Raw genomic sequence first — 21,559 nt, forward strand, 5'->3', positions numbered from 1 at the left:
CAATGAAAAAACGGTCTACAAGAGAAGAAGGGCAGTTTGACCTGCCCATTTTGGGCTCGCAGGCCGCCGATATCTCGGCGGAGGCCTTGTTTGACACGTGGTTGCAGCATCAACGCCCGCCCATGGCGCCCAGCACGCAGCGGGTTTATCGCACCTTGTGGCGACGCTTCTTGCAGGCGCTGCAAGATCACAAAAAGCAGTACACCCAGATCAAACCCGTGGATATCCGGGATTTTTTGAGCAATCTAGACGAGGTGCGCCGGCCGCAGCGCGAGCGCTATCAACAAGTCATTGCCCGTGCTTATGAAGAGCTCTGCCGCCAGGATGGCCGCTCGGAAAACCCCGCACTGGCCCCCGCCATCAATGATCCTTTCAAGGAAAGCTGGCGTCAGGCGCCCGACAACCAGACCACTCAGTTTCTTTCCGTAGATCAATGCCTTGCCACGATCAAGGCCCTGCGCTCCCGGTTGCAAGTCCTGGAGTTGGCCAGTGATATGACCATTGCTGCCCGCTGGCGTGAATATCGGGATATGACGATTGTGGCCGTGATGCTGGGCACAGGCTTGCGCCCGGTGGAGTTGGGGCAGTTGCACCCTTGCGCGGTAGGCGTAGCCAAATGCACTGCAGAGTCTTCAGAAACAGACGACTCAGATCACGAGGAGACAGCTCTTTGGCGTGATGGCACTCTTTTGCTCAGGCTTGCTGGCGCGGCAAAACGCGACGTTGTTGTGCCTGTCTGGTGCGAAAGCATTTTGCGTAGCTGGTTGATCTTTAGCGGAGCCGAAGATGCTTCCGCTTGGGTAAAAGACAGCCGGGTCTTTCCTGGTAGCCGTCAGATCAGCGCTGCGCGTCCCCAGGCACAGATGAATCCTGCCACGCTGGCTCGTATCGTCAGCAAATGGGGGATCAAGCAGATGGATCTGTTGATGACGCCACAGCGTTTGCGTAATACTTTTGGTGCAGGTTTGATCGAGCGTGGTTTTTCTCTGCCAGAAATCGAGGAAATCATGGGCTACGCTCCCGGTGCTGCCAGCGCCTGGCGCCTGCAAGCTTCCTGGCTGGCCTGGTTGGACGCACAGAAAACGCCTGATAAGTCAGCAATTACAGACAATACGCAGCCGGAATGAAGGGCTAGTCACGGATTGGTCAGCTCCAGGAGGCATAATTTCAGATCCATTTCGTCTATTTCTTGATGAGGAGTTTGAATTGACGTCTACCCCTGTTTTTCGTCGTGCTGTAGCAGCAGATCTGGAAGCGATCGTGGCCATGTTGGCCGACGATATTTTGGGCCAAGAGCGAGAAAATACCAGTCTGCCCCTGGCGCGGTCCTATCTGGATGCCTTTGCAGCGATAGAAGCGGATCCAAACCAGTATCTGGCCGTTGTAGAGCTGAATGGCGCTGTGGTCGGAACCTTGCAGATCAGCTATATGCCCGGCTTGTCGCATCAAGGTGCCTGGCGTGGGGAAATTGAGTCCGTACGCATCGCCAGCTCGGCGCGTGGCTCCGGATTGGGCCGTTTGATGATTCAGTGGGCGGTCGAGCAATGCCGTCAGCGTCAATGCCGCATTGTGCAACTGACCTCGGATAGGGCTAGAACGGATGCTCATCGGTTTTATGAGCAACTGGGTTTCACGGCCAGTCACAAGGGTTTCAAGCTTACTCTGTAAGACGGTCTTCTCTTGAGTAATCAGCCCTGACGCGGTGCAAACAATAACTATAAAAAGCCGCATAGGCTGAATGCTGTGCTCTGTGCTCTGTGCTCTGTGCTCTGTGCTCTGTGCTTTTGGAAACTGGATGCGGCAGGAGCATGATTAGTAGACGCTACGCCATTCCATTGATTGAATTCCGACTACATTTTTGTCGCTGCTAAAGCGGCTCTATTTGCAGAGGAGATTCGTGAGACGCTGGACGTTTGCCAGAAATAGGCAAAGGTGTGGATGGAGCCGGGTAGGGGGCAGCAAGAAGGTTCTACTATGTAGCGCGAGACAAGTGGTTTGCAATGTAGCGGAGCAGCCTGAAGATCAGAAAGAGTGGGCAGCATATAGCAACGGCGTGCATCAACAGCATGCGGGAGTTCCGCCCAGCTTTCCTTCAACAATGGGAGCACTACCTGACTTGCCATCGGTCAATGTGCCGGCAAATTGACCCAGGATAGGGCTGGAGCCGATGCGCATTGGTTTTACGTCCAACCTGGTTTTCGCCTTATCATGCCTTCAAACAGTACGTTGGAGATAGACAAATGGGTTTGGCGTCAGATTATCCAGTTATTTTGATTACCGGCGGGAGTCGTGGCATAGGAGCTGCGACGGCGCGCCTGGCTGCACAGCAGGGCTATAACGTTGTTTTTAGCTATGTCGCACGCGAATCAGATGCCTTGGCGGTGGTCACTGCAGTAGAGGCGGCAGGTCGGCAAGCTCTTGCTGTCAAGGCAGATTGCGCAGACCCTGAGCAGATAAGCCGGCTGTTTGAGCAGATCGACCAAAGGTTTGGGCGGATAGACGTCCTGGTGAATAACGCAGGCGTGTTGTTTCAGCAGTCTCGTCTGGAGGATCTCAGCTTCGAGCGCATGCAGCGCACTTTTGCGGTCAACACGATTGGTCCCATGCTGTGTGCGCAACACGCGGCCAAACGCATGGCTTATTGCCATGGTGGGCGAGGCGGCTCTGTGGTCAATGTTTCCTCGATAGCGGCCAAGCTTGGCAGTCCGAACGAATACGTGGATTACGCCGCTTCAAAAGGAGCATTGGAGACCTTCACAACGGGCTTTGCTAAAGAGGTCGCTCGGGAAGGGATTCGTGTGAATTGTGTTCGGCCTGGCCATATTTATACCGAGATGCACGCCAGCGGTGGCGAGCCGGACCGCGTGGATCGCTTGAAGGACAGCATTCCGATGGGACGTGGCGGGCAAGCAGAGGAAGTGGCGCGTGCAATTTTATGGCTAGCCAGCTCTGAGGCGTCCTTTGTGACTGGGACATTCCTGGACGCAACAGGCGGTAAGTAGTCATTGGGAGGGATCAAGGTACAAGGCCTGGGAATATGCCAGGCTGGATCTTTATAAACATCGCATAATGTGGCTTTATGTTAAGTCGCCTGTTTATTGGAATTTTTTATAAAGTAATTTAAGCAGAAATTTCGTTGATTTTTCAACGGGGTTTTTAAATGCTTACATTCACAACTGTTGCTACTAAAGGTGGCGTTGGCAAGACCACATTAACTGCCAATTTAGGCGGATTGCTTGCTGATTTCGGATATCGCGTTCTTTTAATTGATGCAGATATTCAGCCATCTCTGACACGCTATTTCAAACTGGCTCATCAAGCTCCTTATGGCTTAACACAGATGGTGATGTCGGGAGCACTCACCACGGATTGCATTAGTCACGTCGAATTTCCACCTGCTGAATATGAGGGTGACCGTTCAAGTTTGAATGTGCAGGGCGGCTTCTTGCATATTGTGTGCTCTGACACTCAGCGCGATGACAGCCCCCTCCAAATTTGGTTGTCAAATCAGCTTGATCGCCTGGTGCGCATTCGGATGGCTCTGAGTAACCCGGATATCCGTGCTCAATACGATGTCTGCATCATCGATACTCAAGGGGCAGTGGGCCATTTGCAAGACGCTGCAGTCAATGCAGCGGATGTGCTACTCGCACCTGTAGCACCGGATGTTTTGTCGGCCCGTGAGTTCGTTGACGGTACGATCAAACTGGTGGCTCGTCACGAATCTGCCTCCAATCTTGGCTACAAGGTGCCCGCCATTCAGTGCGTGATAAATCGTACCGAAAATACCGTCGATAGCCGCACCATGTCCAGCTTAATCCGCAATCAGTTCATTGAAATGAGCGGGCGTGTCACCGTGCTGGCCACCCAGATTCCACAAGCGGTCGCGTACAAAAAAGCCGCTACCGCTCAAGTCCCGGCTCACTGGATTGATCCGGTTAGGGCGGGCGATCACATGCACAGTTTGCTATGGGAATTGATCCCCAATCTGAGCAATAAATTCACTCCAAATCACCGCAATGAGTTAGCTCCCGCGCTAGCGGCATTGCATGTCCCTATCTCCACGTCAGACGAGCCAGACAGCCCGCTAACGACTAACTCGTAGAGCGTGCCATGTCTAAAACTCCGGAATTGCTGACCGCCAGTCAGCGTGCCGCGCAGTTGCGCATGAACGCTGAGTTGAGCTCAATATCAAGAGAGACCAGTCCCGTGTCCTCAAAAAAATCGAACTATCAAGACATTGCAAAACGTTCCCTGATGGGTACGCCTCCACCGCTAAACGCCATGGGAGCTATGACGCCGATGGATGTGGTCGATGGCAGTATCTCAAATTTGGCGATTACCGATATTGATCGGTACGAATTTGATCCGCGTACCGAAATAAACCCACTCTATGACGAGATCAAGGCGTCGATTCGGGCCAATGGCATCTTGAACCATATCAGCGTTACCAGGCGTCCTGGTCAGCCGCGCTATATGGTCTACGGTGGAGGAAATACACGGCTGCGTATTGCGAAAGAGCTTTACGAAGAGGGTGACCAACGCTTCGCACGTCTGACGGTCATCGTCAAGGTCTGGAAAGGGGATGCTCCGACTATTGCGGCGCACCTGGCTGAAAACGAGCAGCGTGGCGATATTTCGTTTTGGGAAAAAGCCCAGGGAGTGCTGTCGTTTAAGGAGCATTTCGAGAAGGAATCGGGCAAAACACTTTCGACTACAGAATTGAACCGAGAGTTGCGCCAGGCCAGTGGCCTGAATTTCGGCATGAGCATGCTGCAAAACTTCCTTTTCGCTGTTGAGTATTTAGCTCCAATAGGTCCTTGGCTCAAAATTAGTGACGTTAATCTGGTTCTTAAACCTCGTTTAACACAGCTTTTAAAACTAGCTGACAAATTCAACCAACAGCCTATTGCTGAAACAGCATTACAAACAATCCTGCATAAATATGCCGCGTTGCTTAGCCAGCAATCCGCTGCCCGTCAACTGAGTAACCGTACTAGTGCGGAAGAGGTCAGCGATCGGGATGTGCCTGCACTTTTACAAGTGGAGCAACTACTCGAAGAGGTCACCATAGCGGTTGCTGCGGCTTTGGAGGTGATTCCCGATAAGTTATTAGCCATGGCTCAGGCTTTGGAAGCTAACCCACGTATGGCGGTTGAAACCCTTACGTTGATTGAGGCGACAGTTTCAACCCCCGTAGGCCAATCGTCCGCTGTTCCTGAACCGACATTAAAGCAAACTCCAACGCAACCTCCGCTAGGTCGAATGTTGGCCAGTGTGCCCCCGCCTATGAGTAAGCCCGACAGTTCTGGCGGTGTCTTCCTACCAGTCTCACCATCGGTTTCGCAAAGCGTGATTATGAGCGGAGAGGGTGAAGGGTTCGATCCACAGCCGATATTTACGGTGTTAGGCGAGTTTCAGAGCCTGATCGACATGTCGGATGTGCTTTTTAAAAGCGATCAGCCACACCACATCTTTGGCTTTTACCTGGACTTTCCTTCACAAGGTATTGGGTATGTCGATGGGATTGAGCTGGAACCAGAATTGGTCATTTACCGCAGAGCCCTATGGAAAATCCTGGTCAGTCTCACCGGTCAGCTTGATCGTCGATTTACGCAGCTCATCCCACACGAAGCCGACGGCTTCACCATTGCTTGGAAACAGCTTTGGGAGCAGGGCGAGGAGCAGTTTCAGGCAGGAGCACAGGAGTTGCTGGGCGAGGCATTTGAGCATGTCTCGCTCCAAAGCGTGAGCCTGGTATTGCGGCATGAGCAATTGGGGCCGTTGGTCATACGTTTGCTCTCAGAAATGGAGCGGGTTCGGACCTGTTACCCAGAGCGTCAACTGGACGGGTTTGTGCCCTTGTTCATGCCGGATGTGACGGAGGAGATTTCATGAACAAAATTCCCATTCAATGTCCTGTTCTACGGCGCATGTTGCTGGCCCACATTATTGAGCAAATCGATGGCGGGCACATGGACTCTCTACTGCGTGCGGGCTACTCACCCGAGTTTCTCGATGATTTGCGTTACCGAACCACTCGGGACATCACGAATCTAGCCAACTCTCCGCAGGAAATGTGGTTCTCACTTTCTGAACAAGTCATCAGCAAGGGGCTACATCTGCTCGATATGCGTCGTGAACACGCCAAGTTACGCGAATACTTTGTGATTCATGGCGCTTCGCGTCGGATGGTGTGTGCGTACTTCAAGTTGTCCCACGAGGAGTATCGGGACTTGCGCGCTCAGCTCAGACCTGGAGGGGAGCCCGGTGGCCGTACAGCCCTACCTCCAGTCGCTGTGCGTGATGCCATCCATCGAGCTTGGTTCGATATTCAGCAATCGATGTCTGATCAACCCTGCCGAGACCGAATCTACGCCTTACACCAACAGTTTCCTGAGCTGCGAATCAGTGTACTCCAGCAAACCATTGTCGAGTTTGCTGAAGATGATGAGCTTGGTTTGGAAATAAAGCCGACGACGCCACCACTGCAAGGATAAAGCCACATGGACGAAATTATGACTATGCCAAGTACTTCTACAACTGCGTTGCATCCGGCGACTGTCCCTGCGTCAGAGCGTGATTATTGTGGTCAGTCTCAGGGCGAGTGGGCCTTACCGTCTTCTCATGTCGGTGGCTCTCAGAACAGTAAAGACGCGCCAAGAGAAGACTTTCTAGCGCAGGCGGCGCTGTTGAATTTGATGGGGCAAACGCCAATCAGCTTTCATCGTCTGTATGTCGACATTACGGGCAATGTCATCACGGGCTTATGGCTTTCGTCTGTGTTGGAACGGGTTGCTCAAGCTAAGCCCGAGGAGTTCCAGGAGGATGATTATGTGTTTCGACTATCAGCGACGCAGTGTCATCAGGTCACAGGGATTACTGCCTCTCAGCAGCGGACATGCCGACGAGATTTGATCTCATTGGGCATGCTAAGTGAACAGTCGGGACCTGGCCGTGTACCGGAATACCGCTTGCATCTGAATGTTGTCGCAGATGCCATTCTCCAAGCGTCCGCTTCATTGGCCAACTCGCTCGAGGAGGTTCATCAACAACAAGGTTCATCGTCGTCACAACCCGTTATTTCCAAGCGATACGGATGAGATGGCTATGGGTGCCGCATTAAACACCGATACAACAACGGCGTCTCTAATTGATGAGGCTATGCAGTTGCTCACCAGCCAAGGGTTTGTACAGTACTACCCAAACCTGGCTGAAACGCTGGGCAATTTCAAAGCTGCTTTGTTTTTGGGGCATGCGCTCTACTGGGCTCGGCATACTGCCGTTCACTATAAAAATCGTGATGGCTGGTTTTTTCTGACGGCAAAACAGTGTACGCAAGCAACGGGATTGACCACCCGAGAGCAGGAGAGCGCTCGTCTCTTGCTCGTTCAACATTCGTTGATCCAGGAAAAGTTGGCTGGTAGACCGGCCAAGCTCCACTATCGTATTAACCTTGATCGTCTCGCTTCTTGCCTGGGGATCTCAGTTGTTGATCAGAAAGCAAACTGGGCGCAACTCGCACCATTGCTGAAACGCTACGTGAGCTTCTATCGGCCATTGGCGGACATTGCGGGCAATGTGGCCTCTGGCTTGTACCTATCGTATCTGCTGATTCAGCAACGGCATGTTCTTACTTACAGCCGAAGCATCGAAGGTGAATTTACGCTGTCTCAACAGGCGATTCGTAACGCCCTATGCTTGACCAGTAAAACACAACGCAATGCCCGTGATCGCCTGAAACAAATGGGTTTACTCCAGGAGGCAGGTAATCGCATACGCATTAACTTGTTGGCCTTATGCCCTTTGTTACACGGTCAGGAGCAGTACCCCCTCAAGTCTGAGTCTACCGATCAGCCACCCATTGCTGCTACACCGAAACTGACACCGGTATCCAAACCTGACCCTGTTAATGGGCAGAAGCCTGCACCATCACGATCAAGCAAATTATTTGGAGCTGGCACACAGTCACAAAGGCAGCTGTTTGATTTGGATAGTGCTGGCGCAGCACGGGCGAAGGCTACCCTCCAGCACGCGCTGCGTGACCCTGCCAGTATGAATCCTGGACGTCTCTTTGCTCAGGCCTCAGTCAGTCCTGGTGCAGCTTGTGGACAACTCACAAAAATTAGCGATCTCCCAACTGGCCCAGTTGCCCAAACCGCGAAACTTGATGCCCAAACCGCAAAACTAACTTGCCCAAAACGCGAAACTAAGCTGCCCAAACCGCGAAACAACAATACAACAATATCTCTTCAAACAACTACAAGACCCGTCATCATCACGGCGTCTGCAGGGGATAAGTCCAAGGCACTGGCCGAGATAGCGGGTTGTCGTCGTGACGATTTGAATTTTCAAAACGACGAGGTTGATATCAACCTACCCAGTGTGCTTGGCAAGCAATGGCATGAGGCTGTGCGGAAAGTGCTGGCCACAGCTAAACCCGAACATCGTCAGTGTTTACTGGATGAACTGGAAGGCCAGTTGCGCAATCCAGGTAAGCAAATCGCAAATCCTCCTGGTTACTTGCATTCGCTGCGTGTTGGCTTGGAATCGGGGCGTGTGCATCTGGCGTATGCACAAAGCATCGCGAGCCAGCGTGAACAAAATCGACATGCGCAGGACGCCGTCCAAGAGCACATCAAGGCGCTCAATACAAACCTAACGACTTCTCTGCCTCCAATGACAAAAGAGGAGGCTTTTGCCCAGTTGCGCCAGCAAGTGCAAGCCATGAGGAAGCAGTCATGAGGACCTGGCTGACCAGAACTTCATTCAGTAGGACATTTTGTCCTAATCCCAAACAGTTGGGAGGTAGCCCATTTTGGGCCACCGCACACAGTGTGGGAGGTGGCCCGTTTTGGGCCACTTAACAGAACACATTCAGGAGATCGTATTAATGACCAACGAACAATTGTTTATCCATCTTCTGCATAGACTACAGAAATACAGCGATGCCCTGGTTCTTCATGTACTGCTACAAGACCACGGAGATGAGCGCCGAGTTCGGACGTCCGCTACCAAGATGGCTTTGGACTCATTGCGAGGTCAGATCAACCGTCGTCAAGTTCAACGTGCCTTCGAGCGATTGGAATCAATGGGGCTTATTAACGTGATGCCTCAGCCTAATTACCGCACCTTGGTCACAGTCAACAGTGACGCCTTGTTGGAATTCCTCAATCAAGACCCTTTGAGCGGCATGTTGCCTGGGTTCCGTACCAACACGTTTCCGTTTCTGGATGCTGTCAACGCAACACCGCTGGCAGATTTCAAGGGGTCGACGATCTGATGATGTCCGTCACCTCCTATTCATTTTTCTTCTCAGTGACTACCTATGCCTACTTCGACTGATAAGCAGCCACGACTCAAGTCCAGCGACAAGCCCGCTGCCATTCCCGCACCCAAGTCTTTTATTGGCTTCTCTACGGAGGAGAATTCCCCCTTCGCCGATGGATATTCGATCACCGGCGAAGGGGCCTTGCTGGCCGCGTATATGGCAGGGCCGATGCGTGAGGATGATCCACTTTATGAGCGGTATATCGAACTGGAAGATCGTAAAGATCAACTGGCACGTATGCAGGCCAAGTTCCAGACGCGCAAGGGTTCGGACCCTGACGTCAAACCAGCTGAGTTCTTCGCTATGGATGACCTGGGCTCTCTGGTCGATTCAGAAGACGATCTGATGACCCTGCATACCAAGGAGGCATTTAGGCTGTTTATGGGGCGTGTGCGTGAGCCTGGCTCAGATGTGGCCCCTATCGTAGGTGGTCGCCGTGTTGCCAGTTCGTTGCGCAGCTTATGGCTATTGACGGGCAATGACAATCCCTACGCTGACTGGTCTTTGCTGCGTCATGAGCAATCCATGGAAGAAGTGAATGAGCGGCTGCAAGAGGAGATCAAGGCTGCCGAGACTTTGCTGTCAAGCCAGCAGCAACGTGGGTTGAGTTATTCCGTGTTGAAGTCTGCTCAACCGCAGTCTTTGCAGTTGGGATTCCGATCCCCCTACGGATACAGCATCAGCCGCTTGATTGTTGATTATGACTACTTCATCCGTTTGCAGAAAACACTGGGTCGCAAGACGCTCTTAAGCGATCAGCAAATGCGCCGCTCGATCACAGAAATGACTCGCTTTATCCGTCGCGTATTCAATGAGGTCGCCAGGTTTTCACGTTGGCTCATGCAGCCAGACATCAATGCGCTGTCCCGACTGGACTTCATTACGGAACATGCTTCAGAAGAGGGTAAGCAGCGTGTGGAATTCGTGCGCGAAGTATTCGGCATGGTGCCTGCCGACGTCTTTACCGCCAAGCTGCAACCACGACATTCTCGGCGTCGGTACACATTAACTGAGAAGGAAAGGAGCCTGTTGCAGTCAGTAGGTGTGCAACTGGCCGAAGCTGAAGCACAGCGCGAAGCCAATCAGTTTCAAGATGCCGATTCGGATTTGGTGTGAAGAAAGGGATTTGTGAGGGAAGGGCGAAAGGATGACGAAGCGAACTCGAAGTCTACGTGTCAATGTGGTTGAGTGGGCAAGGAAGACCTTGGAGAACGAAACGTGTCAGAGTGTGATTGACACAAAGCCCTTTACGGGTAGGGGCACCGCCCAGTCGCTGCGCCACCATCTCATGCAAGTTGACCAGGTTGAAGCAGATATGGTCGCTCTCTGTGCTGCCACAAAGAAAGTGGCTGGCTATTCCATGTATCTGGCTGAGCACCGTCGTAAAGCGGACGGCTATATGGCGCTGCGTTGGCGAGAGATTGGCACAAGAAAGCATCTGTCATGGGAAGAGGCGCACGCAAGATATTCGGTCTTACCGACCGTGCTGCGGCAGTGGTACGAACAGGCCAATGCTCAGGCACAAGAATTCAATTCGCAACATCTCAAATTGCGTGGGCTCGTACGTGAGCTGAAGTTACTGAGTCAGCAACGCAAAGTGCCCACGTTTGCCAGGACAATTCCGAGACGAAGTGGGACGTGATCCAGTTAATGCAGGGCAATCCGACCATATGGTCAAGTCGTTTGTTTTTCACCGAAAGGAGTTGATATGCAGAACTTGTTTATTGGTAAGGGCAACCTGGGTGACTCACCCACCTTGAAACGTATTCCTCGTAAGAACAATTCGGGGGAAGAGTTTAGTGTGTGCAGTATGCGTGTGTACTTTGGGCGTTATGGGGTGGACCAGGCCACCGGCGAAGTTGGGCAGATTGGGGGCTTCTGGCGCGAGGTTGAGATCTACGGCAGCAAGGCCGAGGCGTGCGCACAGTTTTTGCGCAAGGGAGCTCGCGTGCTGGTCATTGGTGAGGAGCGGGATTTCTTTGCCAAAGATGAGACCACGAATGCCGAGGTACAGGTGATCAAGATCGTCGCTGAGGATGTGGCCCTGCAGCTCACACGCATTGAATCGATCACCTACAAGCAAGCAAACCGGCCTGCGGCAGCTCGTGATCAAGATGTGCCGTCGGATGAGGATGTTCCAGCGTAATTAACAAGATAGGGGGCAATGTTCATAGATATGGAGGTGTTATGAAAGTAAGGTGCTGCCGTTGAATATTGTCCCAATCTCGCTTAAGGCCCCTGAGTTACTTATTCAAGCTGTTTTTGATGGGCGCAGGCTTGGGCTACAACTGTTCAATATTTCAGGAATGGCCGCCCGGTTGTCTAAAGCTGGAGCATGGTGGTGCCCAGGACGGCGGATGTGGGTATTGGAGCAGGGCAGTGCAGACCATGCCCTGGCGTGGTTGCAGGCGCTCTATCAGCATGAGCACGTTGACTTTGAAAGAGCGTCTGCACTTTTAAGAGCGGCTATTAGGGTACCAGAGCCTGATTATTTTACCCAACTGCTCGACATTCAAATTTTTGAACTGGCTAGACGCGAGCTTATTAGCCATTCAATAACTTCGGGGGATAAAGCATGCCTGGAAGATCGATGAAAACGATCATGAGATTTCGGCTATTAAGCCTGACGACGATATCTTTGTTCCGGCAGGTCTAGAAAATCTTCCAATCAGCCGCGCATTGGCGAAGATTCGTTCATTTGAAGCAAGATAAGGATTCATCATCGATCTCATATATCCCATCAGCATAACCCTAGGGGCTTTCGAAAGATGACGCCCCAACTTTTAGCCGATAGCATCTCTATCATCACGAGTCGCGTCACGGTGTTAGCGGAGCGAGCATGCACATGTTGCCTCTATCGACAGAACATCTGTTCGAAATCGATGAGCTGTGAAGTTGCGGCCACGAGATCAATCTTGATTCATATGCTGACAAGCCCTGCATGTCTCGACTGCTATGCAGTAGCGTGGTCTTATACTCGTCTTGGATGCGACGTAACAGTCGCCGGTTGCTTTTAGCGCTTAATGGTAAAGTACGATAATGCGCTGCTCGGCCAGCGAATAGCTTTGTTACCCAAGGTGTTGCAGTTTCTCCTGGTAATCTGCTTTGAGCAGTAGGTCGTAGGAACGTTCTGCATCGTTTTGAATACGGTTCGACAAGACAGACTGGTACCAGCTACTCGATGCAACTTACTCGTGGCGAGGAGCAGGCCATCCTGTCTCAGGCTATCGATGGATACAGGGTGGGCCATAGCATTTAATAATCGCGCCTTTAACCTGCGCATGGGCGCTCAGAGCGTTTCACAGAAACTTACTATGATGTCACCAAAATATGACACCTTCTAATAACCAGCCGCTCGAACTTGACAATGAGCTTGCTCCAGATGTCGTCGACGACGAAGACACAGGAGGGGAGGGGTTCACCGTTCAGCCGTGGAATCCGTCGAAGATCCGGATCACGACGAAGAACTTCTCGCTTAGGGAAGTCGTCGAACAAATCCGAATGGATGAAATTGACCTGTCGCCCGACTTCCAACGCGAATACGTCTGGAAGCGGCGCCAAAGAACCCGTCTCATCGAGTCCATCTTGCTTGGGATTCCATTGCCCGCGTTCTACTTTAATCAAGAGGAAGACGCCACCTATCAAGTCGTCGACGGGGTGCAGCGTCTATCGACGATTCATCTTTTCATGAACAATGAGCACGAACTCGCCGCTGCCGATCTCGAGTACCTAAAGGAGCTCGACGGCCTCAGATATGACCAACTCGATCAAGCGGTGATGCGACGTTTCCGAGCTGCGCAGATCGTTGTCCACATCATCGAGCCTCAGACGCCCGACGAGGTAAAATACGACATTTTCAGTCGAGTCAACACTCTTGGTAGCCCCCTCTCTGCCCAAGAGATTCGCCACGCAATGAGCCGTCAGCGGTCGCGTGAGTTCCTATTAGTGCTGTCCGAACTCCCGTCATTTGATGAGGCGACAGCGCGGAATTTCTTTCGAAAGGACCGCAACGACTCCTCGCGCTGGGTGAGAGACACCGGCCGCATGATGAACCGGGAGCTGGCACTTCGATTTTGTGCCTTCTTGAACTTCGATGAGGAGGTCTACCGACAGTTCTCGAGCCTCGATGCTTATCTCGCCGACTTTACTAAGCGGATCGACGGTCGTCCCGCGAGCGGCCCAAGCTTTGACGACAGCCAACTCATCGACATGTGTCAAAAGTTCGACCTCGCTATGAGGAACGCCATCTGTGTCCTTGGCAAATACGCATTCCGACGAAACCCCGCTTACGCAAGCAAACGCGGACCGCTCAATCGGGCGGTCTTCGAGGCCCAGGCGATCGCGCTGGCAAAGTTCCCTCACGACTTGTTAGCTTCACACGCAGACGAGGTTCGGGGGAGACTGTTATCGCTTTTCGAAGAGGATGAGTACGTTCGTTGCATCACTGTTGGAACAGGCGATTGGCGCCGTGTTGCACTAAGGCTGCATTGCACATATGACGCGATTCGCGAGGCGTTCTTATGATCGATCATTTGACTATTTGTGGATTCAAGCGATTCGACACCGTCTTGTTATCGCTGAAACCGTTGACAGTCCTGACAGGTTTGAATGGCGCAGGGAAGACTTCCGTCATCCAAGCGCTGCTGATGATGCGTGAAGCTAATAGCAGCCAGCACGTCAAGCTGCGTGGCCCGTTCGACCTGGAACTTGGCACCGCAACCGACGTTGTCAACTGGCAACATGCCTCCGACGTCGAGTTTCATGTTCGCGAAGATGGCAGGACATTCGACTGGGTCCTCAAAGCTCCTAATGAAGAGGCACGTCATCTCCAGGTCATCTCCAGGCCGGACCCTCCGCCTATTGCCTTTCAAGCAGGGCCAGGCAGGTTTACCTACCTGTCTGCGGAGCGTATTGGTCCGCGTGTGCGCGTCGACGCATCGTCTCTACCAGTAAATGAGCTTGAGGTCGGGGTACGAGGCGAGTTTACTGCTGAGATAATCGAGACACGGGGTTTGCGACCTGGGATCGATGGCCGGCATCACCCGAATCTGGACGATCAGTCGTTGCTGAAGTATCAGATCGAGATGTGGTTGGGAGAGATCACTAGGCCGTTGCAGATCAACGCCGAACATCACGCGGGCGCGGATGCGTACGCGCTGAGCTTCCAGGCGCCCGATGGAGAATGGGTGAGGGCGCCGAATATGGGTTTTGGGGTGTCCTACTCCCTTCCGATTATCGTGGCAGGACTGACAGCGGCGACAGGTGGCTTGATGATTGTAGAGAACCCCGAAGCTCATCTCCATCCCGCAGGACAGTCACGGATGGGGGCCTTTCTCGCTTGGCTGGCGTCCAAGGGAGTACAAGTAGTTGTCGAAACGCATTCGGACCACGTCCTTAATGGCATGCGCCGCGCAATCGGCGAGCATGCATTCTTGAGTCCAGATAAGGCCATAGTTCATTTCTTTGATCATTCGACACCTCTCAACGTGCAAGAGCTTTGCTTCACGGAGCGCGGTGGCATCTCGCATTGGCCACAAGGTTTCTTCGACCAGTATCAGATCGACGTCGCTGCGCTAGGACGCCTGCGTCGAAAAGGGACGACCGATGGCATTCGTAGTTGACGGTAATGATTGGAAGTTTGACGGGAAAGCCACTGCTCAGATTCAGGCCGCGATCGAACAGTTCCTGGGGATTCTCGGTGACGCCAAGAATGCGGGGGTGCCAGTTTGGTTCGGTGAGGATTTTCAAGTTGATCCTGTTCTTGGAGACCAAATTATCTGGGATCTGATGAGCTCAGACTCGCCTTTGCCTTTGCCGACGGAGGTTTGGCAAGAGTTGACAGTATACCTTGCTCAACCTTTACACTACGTCGACGAAGAGAGGCAACCGCCAGATTTTCCGACCTACGTTGACATTGCAATAGATGTCGGCCCTACTGTACTCAATCGAGACGTTGCCTGGGCGCACCATTCGGTTCGTGATGGGCGTGCGGTCGCCTGCATCGGATTGTGGCGCGAAGGAGTACTTGATACGTCATCAGCCGTTGCCACTCAACGCCTTCACTGGTTAAGCAATCCCAGTTCGGTTGTCGAATTTTGGCGTGAGGGCATCGACATTGAGGGTAATTCCCCTAGGGCATTCGAGCGTTTGGCGACTCGTGCTTATCCTGAGCTACATTTTGTCGGTAACGTGCTCCATCAGGCAGGCAATTTTGTTGGTGGATATTACGCCAACGCACCGAATCTGAAGCGGCATCTGGCCGTTCTCAACGACTATGGTCACTGGGCGTTCACTGCTGCACCTCCAGCGCAAGATCCTGCTGATTCGCCCGGCAATGCAGGCGACCATCCCTCGGACCAACTCGTGCAGATTAGATTCTCGCGTAAGCAAATCGACATCGCCCCAGAGCATGCGAATGTTAAGTCGAATAAGAGCTGCCGGGTTGCTCGGGAAGTGACTTTGAATGGAAAGGTGCTGTACTGCGAGTGGCATTGCAAGTTAGAGGGTCATCAGAACCGTATCCATGTCCATCGGCCCGTCACGGAGAGCAACGACAAATTGGTCGTCGCTATCTTCGCCGATCATCTCCCTTTGCCGGGCGTTTGATCGAAAGCTCTTTGGAAGAACTGCTCTGTAGACTGCCATCGTAAATAGATAAAGACCGCCCGATAGTTTGTCGGCCGTGACTCTCTCCGCTGCTGGCTGGAGGCGGGCATTTCTAGGCCGCTGAGAACTGATCAGTTAATACTTTCCAGTTCAAGTCTGAGTTTATGTATTTACCTCGTGCTCTTGACTTTATCATTACTCATTGATAACTTTGCTACGTGAATCGCCATAAGGCACCCCGCAGCGGCGTCTCAACTCTTGAAAGACGCACGTACTGATCCTCTAAGACAGTACCAGAGTACATCTTCTTCTTTGCTACCCGGACAGGGAACCCGCTTTCCCTGTCCAGGCCATTCGGCTCTTGGGTGGGTGCGTGTTCCTCCAGTCCATTTTTCTGGAGTTCACTATCATGACTAACGCTTCCACTCAAACTTCTAACCACTTCAATCTTCACGTTAACGGTGTCGGTTATCTGAACCGTATTCGTTGGGTTGAAACCAAGGGTTCTGGCCGCAAAGCAAAGCCTTTTCTTTCTTGCTCGATTTCTGCCATGCGTGGAAAAACGGACGAACCTGACTACACCTACTTTGACCTCCGGGTCTCGGGGAGTGAAGCCATCGAAATGGTGGAAAAACTCAAGGGTGATGTCGAGGCTAAACGCAAGGTTTTCGTCTCGTTCCGTGTGGGTGATATTTACGCCCATTCCTACATGCGCAACCTTCGAGATGAGAATGGGCGCACTACTGGCGAGCAAGAGCCTGCCGCACTTATCAAGGGACGTCTGTTGTTGATCAACAGTGTCACTGTTGATGGCGTTAATATTTTCCGACGTGAATCGCAAGAAGAGTCCAGCGTGGATGACACTCCTTTTCAAGAGGAGACTCCTCTGCAGAACCCCTCGACCGATGATGAGTCTTCTCAGGATGTGCCTGAGCAAGTGCAGTCTGAAAATAAAGCACCACAGGAAAACGCTCAAGGTACAGCAACGCCAAAGTTCAACAGCACTCCGGTGCCCGTGAACCAAGGCGCTGCGGCATATCAAGCAGGATATGGAGCAAGTAGTGCGCTTCGATACGCTGCAAGTTATGCCCATCAGAGCGTCGCTTAACTTTTAATGCCTCATCAAAACCCTCGTTGCTGTTCCCACTAGGGGCTGTGCGAGGGTTTTCTTCTCCTTGATGCTGCAAAAATTAGCGACTAAACTAATTCGGTTTTGCGAGTGTTTTCAGGTGTCACTTGAATAACCTGGTCGCCTTCGGGCACGACACGTCAACCCCTGAAACGTGAACGCTCTGTATAGAGTTGGGGTACATCTCATACGAGTACGTCCGTTGAATTGCACGTTCAAACAGGAACCTCACGTGCTCTAAAGTACTATCCGATCGCAAGTTGGATGGCCACCATTCAAGCCCCCCTGTACCCGTCCGGCGTAAGCTGAACGGGTACTTTCATTTCACACCCCACCGGGAGATCTCTTCCGGCTGGATGTGGTTTCCCTATCTTTATGAAGGAGATCACGATGATCCGTATAGATGGAGCGCAGTTGCGCGTAAAGCGGATTCGACAAAGTCGAAATGGTGCGTTCTGCGTTGCAGACCTCTCAACTGCTTATGGTGAGTTCAAGGTCAAAGACCCTCTCCTGGATCAGTTTGAGGAAGGTGAGTACCAGGCAACTGTGTGGATTAGTGAAATCTATCTGTCGCAATACATCGCGTTTGGCAAAGGTGTGACAGAAATTCGTGCTCGTTTGCACGATTTACAAGTTGAGAGCCAGGCCGAATTATCGACTGCTCATGAGCAAGCTGAGCCTGACCCCATTGACGAGCAAAGACCTGTACGGGTTGCACCACCTAAAAAGCCAGTACCCCCGCCATCTACCGCAAAAGACTTTAGCCACTTTAACAAGGGTGGGAAGCCCCAGTCAGGGTCTTCGGGTTCTGGACCACAAGAGTCAACGCAGGGAGGGCACGATGGGTTGCTTGACGCAGAAATGCTCCGAGCTATTGCCAACCGAGATCCCATCAAACTTGATGCGACTGTAGAACGTGCGCTGCTACGACGGCAAGCAGCTGAACTTGGCCAACGTCATGGCTACCGTTTCGATGCGAAACAACAAATCTGGTTTGCCCAGTAAACCCTCATTTCTAAACCGCCCGAAGGTGGCGGTTTGACTTATGTTCTTGATGATATCGAGACCATGAGCCAGACCGCACAGTGCATTGGTGCATCGTTGAATCTGGGAGGCGGCGTCCTTATGCGTCCGCAGCTTTTGCGCTAAGCCGGAGCTGGTGATAGCAAAACCAGCCACGTACCTTGCGCGCCGTTTCTTTTGTCACCAGGACCTCCATTTCGGTGACGCACACCTTGGGTTCGCCAAGGGGAGTGAGGGGGTATGAATTTTAATTTGTTATTTAAGCCCGGAACCTAGATGGGTTCCCTTGCGAGCCAGGACAATCATTCCCGGCCTTCAAGGGAAATCATCTAAGCAAACCAACGATGGTTTCAAACAGGTGCGTTCAACCCTGTAAACGCACCAAGGTGGCTTTGGCTACCTGGGTATTTGCTTTTAACCGATGCATGCGGGGTTCTCCTGCGCTTCTTATTCATCCCATGGGGACACCGTGTCCCTGGGGGCTTGGTCGTCCCCTTTTCTTAGAGGACGATCATGGCTCAACTGCATTTTTTTCCTATCACCGTGGCTCAGCGTAAGAATCTGCACTCGATCTTCAATGACTGGCTCTCTCAAGCGAGTGATGAAGGTTTTGAACAGTTCCTGGCGGTTCGACATGAGCTTGCACCTGCACAGGTGTGCTCCTTCGTACGCCTCGTTCAAGGTTGCTCCGTTCGGCAGGATGTGGCTCAGCGTCTACCTGGCGATCTTAAACAACGTCTGCAAGCTCATCGTTGGCTGCGATCCGGGGCTACAGTCGTAGCCGCTTAACGTATTAACTCACCCTTGAGGGCTTTGACCCTCAAGGGTAATAGCCCTCTTTATTTTTTAAGAGGTACTATATGTCAATGAGTCCATCTGACTTGTTCCTGCTACGGCAAGGTCTGGTCGATGCCGGTATGAAGCAAGAGGTTGCCGAAAAGGTGGCCATCGCAATGGAGGGTGCAATGGCACTCACACTTGATCAAGTGCTGGAGAAGTGGTCAACCAAGGTTGAACACGACATTGCCGCGCTTCGCACTGAACTGAAGCACGATATTGAAGTGACCAGAAAAGACATCGAGGTGACCAAGCGGGATATGACCATCCGTCTTGGCTTGATGCTGGCTGGTTTTGCCGGTCTGATCTTAAGCGGCATGAAGATGTTCATGCCCTAGCGTTTAGCACGCGACCATTTCAGCACACCTCGGTGTGCCCGATGAGGAGTCCGCTCCTCCAAATTAGCGAATGTCTACCAGGTCTTTCATAGGCTTGGTGACATTCGCTTTTCTTTTGTTTTTCCATTTTCACCCCTGCGGGCACAGACCCGCATGGGTATGGCCTGCGCATTTTTTAGTGAGGCCGACTATGACTGAACAGACTCAACCAGTGTGCAGAGATTTCTTCGATCTCTCGCCTCTTGCCGATGTGCTGCCGCGCTTTGAGCTCGGTGTGGTTGTGGCTACGCCAGGTGTTACCAAGCTGGATCAAGAAGGCACGATCAACGCTTGTGAGTACCTGGCTCGTCACGCTGTTGGTGATTGGGGGGATCTGTGCCACGAAGATTGGCGATTTAACCAGCGGTCCCTAGCGTGTGGAGGGCGACTGATGTCGTCGTATCGCGTCAATGACCAACTCAAAATCTGGATCGTTACAGAATCGGATCGATCCTGCACCACGCTGACATTGCCATCGGAGTACTGATCCTCTAACCCATGCAAACCCATCTGAATGGGTTTGCATTATCTCTATCACTTTCCCGGCGGGACGATCCGTCTGGGTCTCTCGTCGTTTATTTTTCGGAGACCTACATGCTCGTTGTCCGCTATTTCACCTTACCGCTGTACACAACTGACAGAAACCGTACCGATGATCGACTGATCTGGACCGGGCCAGAACCTGTTCCAGCCATTGGCGAAACTGTGATGGTCAGGTTTAACAATATTGGTAAATGCAGAATCGTTTGCTTTGCCTCACAAGGTCCATACCTTGGCCTGCTTGTTTACCCCCTTCAACCACCCAGTTGGTGGATATCTCAGAATGGCGAGCCATCGCCTGAAACAGCAGGTTTGGTGTTTGGCCGCGAGATCTCACTCATTGATGCTCAGGAGGCGTGACATGGCTCTTTTGTTCACTCGCTTGGCACGTAACTTCGTCAAAGCCGGGTACTACCCGACCGATGATGAGACTTTGCAGCGGATTCAACACTTCCTCATGCCAGCATCAAAACCTATGCGATTGCTTGACCCATGTTGCGGGGAAGGTGCGGCGCTGGCTGACATTCGTCTTGGCCTACAGGAGCGGGCTGGTGAGGTTTCAGTAAGCATTGAGGCTCTGGGTGTTGAGTTTGATAAAGAACGTGCCTGGCATGCGAAAACCCTCTTGGATAGGGTTATTCACGCGGACCTTCATGACGTTGTGGTTAAGGCTCGTAGTATTGGCCTACTGTTTCTGAATCCTCCTTACGGGTTTGGAATCAGTGATGCGGCGAACATGGCCAACGCCGACTCTGACAAAGCCGAACGTCTGGAGCGTACGTTCTTAAAGAAAACGGCATCATTCCTGGTTGAGGGCGGGGTACTTATCTACATCATTCCGTACTACGCCTTAGATGCTGAGATTCGGACATTTTTGGCCCGTAATTTCGACAATTTACGGTTCTTTATGGCCCCTGAGCAGCAATTCAAACAATGTGTCATTTTCGGGACCAAAATCCGAAGCACACATCCACGTAAAAGCGTTCTTGACTGGCTTGCGCAGGCTCAGGCCGGAGAGTTTGTAGATCAAGTATTGCCAGAGGTCTGGGATGATGAACCCTACCAGGTGCCAGCAGCTGATGCGGAGCTTGACTTTCATGCGGTGCGAATCGATGCCGCTCAATTGAAAGACGAGCTCAATACATGGAAGGCGAGTCTATTGTGGCAAGGCTTTGATGTTCATTTCTCTCAGGTGCGGACCAGTCACAGAAGACCACTTCGTACGATGACTCAATGGCACCTGGCGCTTGCGCTGGCGGCCGGCCAGGTGACTGGCTGCATTAAATCGAAAGACGGCCGGATTTTTCTGATAAAGGGGGATACCTTTAAGAAGAAAGAACGTATCCAGAACCTGGAGGTGGATGAGAAAGGGAATGTCTCAGAGACCATCACGATGCTGGATAAGTTTGTACCTACGATCAATGCCATTGAATTTACTGCCGATCATCGGCTTGGTCAGATAGTAAAGATCAGCTGATGCTTTATTCCTCGGTGCCAATAGTTGGCGCTATTCACCCTTCGTTAGAAGGGTTCCTCAAGGGGCCTGGTCCAGGCCATTTGGGGAAACCTTCTCATCAAGCCAAAAGTGGTTTCAAACAGGTGCGTTCAACCCTGAAAACGCATCAAGGTGGTCTTTTACTGCCTGGGTAGTTTTTTTTTATCTGCTGCAGTCATGCATGGTATGTCAGCAGCCCGTCTTATCCCTTGGGGACATCC

At 52.1% G+C, this 21,559-nt stretch carries 23 protein-coding genes; all 23 read left to right on the plus strand.

Going from position 1 to position 21,559, the window contains the following annotated elements:
• Nucleotides 1–2 precede the first annotated feature (2 nt).
• The 23 genes from xerC (at nucleotide 3) to Q9R35_RS04365 (ending at nucleotide 21,320) form a co-directional block, all read left to right on the plus strand.
• Nucleotides 3–1,127 carry a tyrosine recombinase XerC gene (xerC, locus tag Q9R35_RS04255; RefSeq protein ID WP_042480696.1) on the plus strand — a complete coding sequence of 375 codons (1,125 nt, stop codon included), beginning with the start codon at nucleotides 3–5 and terminating at the stop codon, nucleotides 1,125–1,127.
• A gap of 79 nt (nucleotides 1,128–1,206) precedes the next feature.
• Nucleotides 1,207–1,668: a GNAT family N-acetyltransferase gene (locus Q9R35_RS04260; protein WP_063690321.1), complete on the plus strand. Its 462-nt coding sequence runs from the start codon at nucleotides 1,207–1,209 to the stop codon at nucleotides 1,666–1,668.
• 572 nt (nucleotides 1,669–2,240) lie between these two features.
• Nucleotides 2,241–3,002, plus strand: coding sequence for a glucose 1-dehydrogenase (locus tag Q9R35_RS04265; protein ID WP_311219456.1), 762 nt, complete (start codon nucleotides 2,241–2,243; stop codon nucleotides 3,000–3,002).
• 158 nt (nucleotides 3,003–3,160) lie between these two features.
• Nucleotides 3,161–4,105, plus strand: a complete 945-nt coding sequence (locus Q9R35_RS04270) for a ParA family protein (protein ID WP_222667348.1) — start codon at nucleotides 3,161–3,163, stop codon at nucleotides 4,103–4,105.
• 8 nt (nucleotides 4,106–4,113) lie between these two features.
• Nucleotides 4,114–5,898: a ParB family protein gene (locus tag Q9R35_RS04275; protein WP_311219381.1), complete on the plus strand. Its 1,785-nt coding sequence runs from the start codon at nucleotides 4,114–4,116 to the stop codon at nucleotides 5,896–5,898.
• Nucleotides 5,895–6,500, plus strand: coding sequence for an STY4526/YPO1902 family pathogenicity island replication protein (locus tag Q9R35_RS04280; protein ID WP_311219382.1), 606 nt, complete (start codon nucleotides 5,895–5,897; stop codon nucleotides 6,498–6,500). Before Q9R35_RS04275 ends, Q9R35_RS04280 begins: the two co-directional genes overlap by 4 nt.
• A gap of 6 nt (nucleotides 6,501–6,506) precedes the next feature.
• Nucleotides 6,507–7,103, plus strand: coding sequence for a hypothetical protein (locus Q9R35_RS04285; RefSeq protein ID WP_311219383.1), 597 nt, complete (start codon nucleotides 6,507–6,509; stop codon nucleotides 7,101–7,103).
• Nucleotides 7,104–7,110: 7 nt separating this feature from the next.
• Nucleotides 7,111–8,745 carry a hypothetical protein gene (locus Q9R35_RS04290; protein WP_311219384.1) on the plus strand — a complete coding sequence of 545 codons (1,635 nt, stop codon included), beginning with the start codon at nucleotides 7,111–7,113 and terminating at the stop codon, nucleotides 8,743–8,745.
• Between the two features lie 148 nt (nucleotides 8,746–8,893).
• Complete coding sequence (locus Q9R35_RS04295; protein ID WP_311219385.1) at nucleotides 8,894–9,283, plus strand: hypothetical protein; 390 nt, start codon at nucleotides 8,894–8,896, stop codon at nucleotides 9,281–9,283.
• 45 nt (nucleotides 9,284–9,328) lie between these two features.
• On the plus strand, nucleotides 9,329–10,447 hold the full coding sequence (locus Q9R35_RS04300; RefSeq protein WP_311219386.1) for a PFL_4669 family integrating conjugative element protein: 1,119 nt from the start codon (nucleotides 9,329–9,331) through the stop codon (nucleotides 10,445–10,447).
• Nucleotides 10,448–10,535: 88 nt separating this feature from the next.
• Nucleotides 10,536–10,973: a hypothetical protein gene (locus Q9R35_RS04305; RefSeq protein WP_311219387.1), complete on the plus strand. Its 438-nt coding sequence runs from the start codon at nucleotides 10,536–10,538 to the stop codon at nucleotides 10,971–10,973.
• Nucleotides 10,974–11,039: 66 nt separating this feature from the next.
• On the plus strand, nucleotides 11,040–11,477 hold the full coding sequence (locus tag Q9R35_RS04310) for a single-stranded DNA-binding protein (protein WP_086060003.1): 438 nt from the start codon (nucleotides 11,040–11,042) through the stop codon (nucleotides 11,475–11,477).
• Between the two features lie 61 nt (nucleotides 11,478–11,538).
• Entirely contained in the window at nucleotides 11,539–11,925 is a 387-nt protein-coding gene (locus tag Q9R35_RS04315) for a hypothetical protein (protein ID WP_311219388.1), read from the plus strand.
• Between the two features lie 736 nt (nucleotides 11,926–12,661).
• Nucleotides 12,662–13,855 (plus strand): DUF262 domain-containing protein, encoded by a 1,194-nt coding sequence (locus tag Q9R35_RS04320; RefSeq protein WP_311219389.1) that lies wholly within the window; start codon nucleotides 12,662–12,664, stop codon nucleotides 13,853–13,855.
• On the plus strand, nucleotides 13,852–14,952 hold the full coding sequence (locus Q9R35_RS04325; protein WP_311219390.1) for a DUF3696 domain-containing protein: 1,101 nt from the start codon (nucleotides 13,852–13,854) through the stop codon (nucleotides 14,950–14,952). Before Q9R35_RS04320 ends, Q9R35_RS04325 begins: the two co-directional genes overlap by 4 nt.
• Nucleotides 14,936–15,937: a hypothetical protein gene (locus Q9R35_RS04330; protein ID WP_311219391.1), complete on the plus strand. Its 1,002-nt coding sequence runs from the start codon at nucleotides 14,936–14,938 to the stop codon at nucleotides 15,935–15,937. Before Q9R35_RS04325 ends, Q9R35_RS04330 begins: the two co-directional genes overlap by 17 nt.
• 409 nt (nucleotides 15,938–16,346) lie before the next feature.
• Nucleotides 16,347–17,045 carry a DUF3577 domain-containing protein gene (locus Q9R35_RS04335; protein ID WP_311219392.1) on the plus strand — a complete coding sequence of 233 codons (699 nt, stop codon included), beginning with the start codon at nucleotides 16,347–16,349 and terminating at the stop codon, nucleotides 17,043–17,045.
• 411 nt (nucleotides 17,046–17,456) lie between these two features.
• Entirely contained in the window at nucleotides 17,457–18,071 is a 615-nt protein-coding gene (locus tag Q9R35_RS04340) for a DUF3275 family protein (protein ID WP_311219393.1), read from the plus strand.
• Between the two features lie 531 nt (nucleotides 18,072–18,602).
• Nucleotides 18,603–18,878: a hypothetical protein gene (locus Q9R35_RS04345; RefSeq protein ID WP_311219394.1), complete on the plus strand. Its 276-nt coding sequence runs from the start codon at nucleotides 18,603–18,605 to the stop codon at nucleotides 18,876–18,878.
• Nucleotides 18,879–18,955: 77 nt separating this feature from the next.
• Nucleotides 18,956–19,264 carry a hypothetical protein gene (locus Q9R35_RS04350; protein WP_311219395.1) on the plus strand — a complete coding sequence of 103 codons (309 nt, stop codon included), beginning with the start codon at nucleotides 18,956–18,958 and terminating at the stop codon, nucleotides 19,262–19,264.
• Nucleotides 19,265–19,454: 190 nt separating this feature from the next.
• Complete coding sequence (locus Q9R35_RS04355; RefSeq protein WP_311219396.1) at nucleotides 19,455–19,790, plus strand: hypothetical protein; 336 nt, start codon at nucleotides 19,455–19,457, stop codon at nucleotides 19,788–19,790.
• A gap of 107 nt (nucleotides 19,791–19,897) precedes the next feature.
• A complete protein-coding gene (locus tag Q9R35_RS04360; protein ID WP_311219397.1) occupies nucleotides 19,898–20,203 on the plus strand; it encodes a hypothetical protein in 306 nt (101 codons plus the stop codon).
• A 1-nt stretch (nucleotide 20,204) separates the two neighbouring features.
• Entirely contained in the window at nucleotides 20,205–21,320 is a 1,116-nt protein-coding gene (locus tag Q9R35_RS04365; protein ID WP_311219398.1) for a DUF6094 domain-containing protein, read from the plus strand.
• The last annotated feature ends 239 nt before the right edge of the window (nucleotides 21,321–21,559 follow it).

Source organism: Alcaligenes sp. AB3, from assembly GCF_031844565.1.
Taxonomy (GTDB): Bacteria; Pseudomonadota; Gammaproteobacteria; order Burkholderiales; family Burkholderiaceae_B; genus Alcaligenes; species Alcaligenes faecalis.